At 28.9% G+C, this 4467-nt stretch carries 6 protein-coding genes; 5 read left to right on the top strand and 1 reads right to left on the bottom strand.

All coding sequences use genetic code 11. From position 1 onward, the window contains the following. Positions 1 to 369, top strand: a 369-nt coding sequence (locus EV203_RS13015; RefSeq protein ID WP_132040881.1) for a helix-turn-helix domain-containing protein, incomplete at its 5' end; no start/stop codon positions are given. Positions 370 to 395: 26 nt separating this feature from the next. Continuing rightward, complete coding sequence (locus EV203_RS13010; RefSeq protein ID WP_243700716.1) at positions 396 to 797, top strand: hypothetical protein; 402 nt, start codon at positions 396 to 398, stop codon at positions 795 to 797. Between the two features lie 2 nt (positions 798 to 799). On the opposite strand, the gene EV203_RS13005 is transcribed toward EV203_RS13010, so the two are convergent. After that, positions 800 to 1369 (bottom strand): hypothetical protein, encoded by a 570-nt coding sequence (locus tag EV203_RS13005; protein ID WP_231368328.1) that lies wholly within the window; start codon positions 1367 to 1369, stop codon positions 800 to 802. Positions 1370 to 1577: 208 nt separating this feature from the next. Here EV203_RS13005 and EV203_RS13000 point away from each other — a divergent pair, with 208 nt between their 5' ends. The 3 genes from EV203_RS13000 (at position 1578) to EV203_RS14190 (ending at position 3028) form a co-directional block, all read left to right on the top strand. Next, positions 1578 to 2138: a stalk domain-containing protein gene (locus EV203_RS13000; RefSeq protein ID WP_019907120.1), complete on the top strand. Its 561-nt coding sequence runs from the start codon at positions 1578 to 1580 to the stop codon at positions 2136 to 2138. A gap of 297 nt (positions 2139 to 2435) precedes the next feature. Beyond that, positions 2436 to 2870 (top strand): coiled-coil domain-containing protein, encoded by a 435-nt coding sequence (locus tag EV203_RS12995; protein WP_019907121.1) that lies wholly within the window; start codon positions 2436 to 2438, stop codon positions 2868 to 2870. Positions 2871 to 2905: 35 nt separating this feature from the next. Continuing rightward, entirely contained in the window at positions 2906 to 3028 is a 123-nt protein-coding gene (locus EV203_RS14190) for a hypothetical protein (RefSeq protein WP_279432268.1), read from the top strand. The last annotated feature ends 1439 nt before the right edge of the window (positions 3029 to 4467 follow it).

The following is a 4467-nucleotide window of genomic DNA, read 5'->3' as shown; positions in this document are numbered from 1 at the left end:
TCTACAGTTTCAAGAGTTTTAAAGCAGTTTCCGGAATATCATCAAGAAAAAGAACGCCGCAAAAAGGAAAATCAAGAAAAAGCCAGACAATGGAGAAATGAATATAAGAAGCAGAAAAGGGAACAGTATGATGAAGATTATGAGCTAGTGATAAAGGACCATAGAGAAGCTGTACAGCGGCTTTCAAGAAAAGGAAAACTTAGCGATGAAGTTCTTGTAAAATTATGCATTCTTCACTATGACTACAACAAAGAAAAAGAAAGGCTTGTCTTCAACGAAAGTGCCGGGAAAAGGCCTGCGGATCTTCCCAGGTCAGTGTATGTACATAAAAATGTATTGAAACAGTTTAGAGTATCTATTCAGCAATAAAAATTTTAGTTTGAACCAATCTATTTTTGTTTGGAAGGAAGAAGCTAAAAATGAGATTAATAGGTATTATAAGCTTAATAATTTTTATTTTTGTTATAATTTTCCCTATGATTTATAACATAAACAGTTTACATAAGGAACATATCATAAGAAGTAAAATAGAAAGCGTTGCAGAAAAATATATCAAAAATGTTGAAAGAGACGGCTATTTAAGTTACACAACATATAAAAAAATAGAACATGAAATAGATCAAGCAGTGAGTTACAAAGGCATTACATCCTACCGTTTTATCACAGGAACATTTGAAAGAAAAACAAAGGGTGAAGAAGTATTTATAGAAATTGATTATGGAGCGTTTTCATTGCTTTACAATGTAAATGTAAAAGTTATTAAATTTGGAATAAGTAGTTATGAGAATAAACAATAATTTTACCTTAAATATCTCTTCGAATGTTCTATTTGATAACTATACATCTCAATTAAATAGCTTTTTCGTTTGGCCTCAATGTATATAAAAAAGAGCGATATAAGTATCAATCCAAGGAAGCATATCATTAAAATCATGACTACTTTATATATGCCATCATTGAGTGTACTAAAACTATTTTTAACTGCTTCAAGAAATCCACTGTATTTTTTATAATCTATATTCTGTTGCAGTTTTGGGAAAGTGTTTAAAATGCCAGAAACGAAAGTCACTGCATAGTTATTGATACTGTTTATGTAAAAGATGTATATTGTTAAAACTGACTGAAGTAGTAATACATAAAAAACAGTACTAACGGATGTTAAAATTTTCATACTGTTTTCTACTACTTCTTTTTTTACTTTACTTTCTATGATGATATCTTTCAATGTTTTTTTCTGAAATCTATAAGTGCGAATTTTTTCTTCTATCTTTTTTTTGTTCTTGTTAATGTATTCATTGTAATTAAATATTGAATTTATAAACCATGACCAGATGTTTTTATCAAAAAACTCCAAGTTTTTGAATTCCATATGTGGCAATTTAAACACCTCCATCTTGTGTACCTTTCATCACATATATAATTTCGGCATATAATTGAAAAACTTAGAATGATAGGAATTTGTCATCTAGAAAAACAAGGTAAACTCCAAAAACTATCTTACTGGTTTTATACATATAAAAACATTTTAAAAAAGTTAAGAGTATCTACACACTAGTGAAGTAAAAAGAGGTGAGCGTATGAGCAAAGCAAAAGGATTTTCTTATGATAATATTACAGATCCTATCGCTACAGTAGTTGCTCCACTTACTTTTCTATTGTTTGTTATATGGACGTTGTATTTTTTTACTACTCCTACACCAAGCTATTTTTATCTCAACTCTAATGTTGCAGATATAGGAATAAGGCCTATCAGCAATGAAAATTTTATTTTAGGCCAATCTACAAAAAGGGTGTACCTCAAAGAAGCGCCTTTTATTTATGATTCAAAAATTTATTTGCCACTTGACGCTGTAATATTGGCAAGCGGAATCAAAAAAGAAAATATTGTAAAAGAAAAAGATAAGTTAAGAATAAAAATCGAGGAAAATAACGATATCTGTTTAGATTTAAAGAAGAAAATAGCTGTTACAGCTAAAGAGGAAATACACCTCGGCGGTGCCTTATTAATAAGAGATGACGAAATTTTTTTAGCTACACAATATATAGAAAAAATTTTTAAAGTAAAAATAGAAACAAATAAAAACGAAGTAATATTAAGACACAATTTGTTTCCAATACCTTTTAAATTAATCGATTAGCATAACTGATTTGGTAGTTATATAGTTCAATTAAATACAACTTTAGCTACATATATTTTGTCGGCATATATGTTAAAAAATTTAAAATAATGGAAGTTAGTTATATGGGATTTGCTAAAATAAGAACTTGAATTGTTTTTAAAAATATCATAGAATGGAAACAAGAACATAAAAAACGGGCAAAGTAGGTGTAAAAACTGTTAGCAGAAATATAACCAAAACTCTAAATGGTTGAAATGTATCTAAGATTAGGCATAACAGATTTATAACTATGTAAAGTAGGTGGAGGAATTATTTATGAATAATGAAGATAAAATTCTAGGGCTTTTAGAGAAAATTTATAATGACTTTAACGTAAGATTTGATGTGGTAGAAGAGAGAATAGGTGCTGTAGAAGGACGAATAGGCACCATAGAAGAGAGAATGACTGTAGTAGAAAAGAGAATTGGCATTGTAGAAGAAAGACTAAAAGTGGTAGAAGAAGAAATCCACGGATTAAAAAGTGAAGTAAGCGAAGTGAAAGACGATGTAAAGAAGTTAGGTACTAAGATAGATACCGAAATTAGCGATAAAGTAAGGGCATTATTCGATGACAGACAGCTTTTGCATGAAAAACTTGATGAGATAAGTGCAAAAATTGATATGCTTCAGCTGGATGTAAATAATCTAACAGTTAAGACAGTATATCACGACAACCGCATAAAAGAGCTGAGCAAAAAACTGGGTGTTTAATAAGCCCGGTTTTTTCTATTTTATTGAGTATTTTTATGGAAGGAGATGAAAACTTGAATATGCTTTACACTGCCGGCCTAGCAGCCGGTATTTTCTTTGGCATAGTTTTAGGACTAATGATAAGCTTTGTTATTTTAATCAGCTCCAAAAAAGTATAGGTGTAGCTGACGGATGATAAGTGTAAGCAAATATTATCGAAAACTTTAAAGTGTAGAAAGGTGTGATTATTAATGAGAAAATTTAAACCTACAGTAAAAAAGTGGCTTTTTCCTTTTAACATATATCAAAAAATTAGTACAGCAAAATCCATTTATACGAAAAATGAAGCACATACCTCCTGAAGCGAAAATAATAATAAGCTTTTTCGTTTTCTTCTTTTTATCGTTGAATATACTGGCCTACATATTTATAAAAGAAATAGCTTATCAGGGAGCAAAGAATGTACAAATATTACCTGCATTTATTTCATTTTTAATGTTTCAAGTAACGTTTTTTATTTTGGGTTCATTCTCTGACGATTCTATATCAGATGTGGCTTCTTTTCTTTATTCGATTATAATTTCGGTAATTATGTATCACTTTTTTATAACATATCCAATTTGGCTAGTCGTGATTATGCTATCCATATATATAACAATCTTACTCGAAATACGAACGTTTCAATTATTATCTATTTTTGGTTTGATAGTTTATTCTATAATTTTAACTATACTCACATTTGCCTAGAGTTTAATTTGCGTTTTTAAATATTCCGCATATTTGATTTGGTAATCATACATTTCAATATAATATAAATTTTTAGACTTAAACATATCAAGTAAAAGATGTGTGACCAATAATAAGATAAAATAAAGTAAAACTAAAGTAACTAGCGAGCGAAAAACATTATCATAATCTGCACCATTCTTGAATGATTCATAAAGTGCTTTAGCAAAAAAGCCCGCTAAGAAGCTTATTATCTGTAACAATCCATTTGTAAGACTAGTTAACACAGAGTTGTTTAGTTTTAGTTGAAAAGATTCTTTATTAACAGTGCTTTCTCTTATTATTTTTGACAAATTAGGTTTTATTAACTCGGTTGTTAAATTTGTAGTAATATACAAATCTATATTATTGCGTATCTGAAGTTTACTAAAGCTTTTTATAATTTTTTCTATATAAGAAGAGCTTACTAAATAAAGTATGGTTAAGATTGTTAAGATTAAAAACAATATTTCTCGGTTTCCAAATTTTTTATTAGCAGAATAAGCATTCACAATTTGTATGGAAGAAAATGCAAAAATACCGATAGAAATGTAATATGTTATATAAAAATTTATATAAATTTTCTCAGGGAAAAAATAACCTCTGAATATGAAAGTTTGGCTTCTTGGTATATTTTTAGTGCTTCTTTAAGTTTATTATGTAATTTTTTCACTACAAACACCCCACTTTAGTTTTATAACTATATTATCGAGAGGTACGCTAAAAAATTGAACATGTATCTCATTTAATGGAACATTCCCTGAAAAAATCCTGATAGAACCCCTTCGGGAACCTATCAGGATTTTTTCAGGCATAAAGGGGTTGGTATCATGTTTTGGTCAAATTTTACTGC

Origin of the sequence: Caldanaerobacter subterraneus (assembly GCF_004345675.1) — a bacterium.
Taxonomy (GTDB): Bacteria; Bacillota; Thermoanaerobacteria; order Thermoanaerobacterales; family Thermoanaerobacteraceae; genus Thermoanaerobacter; species Thermoanaerobacter subterraneus.
The sequence above is the reverse complement of the archived record's forward strand: the minus strand, read 5'-3'. Positions and strand labels throughout refer to the sequence as shown.

Coding starts and splice junctions, on each gene's coding strand:
- EV203_RS13005 (WP_231368328.1), bottom strand. CDS start 1,369: ATGGAATTCAAAAACTTGGAGTTTTTTGATAAAAACATCTGGTCATGG.
- EV203_RS13000 (WP_019907120.1), top strand. CDS start 1,578: ATGAGCAAAGCAAAAGGATTTTCTTATGATAATATTACAGATCCTATC.
- EV203_RS12995 (WP_019907121.1), top strand. CDS start 2,436: ATGAATAATGAAGATAAAATTCTAGGGCTTTTAGAGAAAATTTATAAT.
- EV203_RS14190 (WP_279432268.1), top strand. CDS start 2,906: ATGGAAGGAGATGAAAACTTGAATATGCTTTACACTGCCGGCCTAGCA.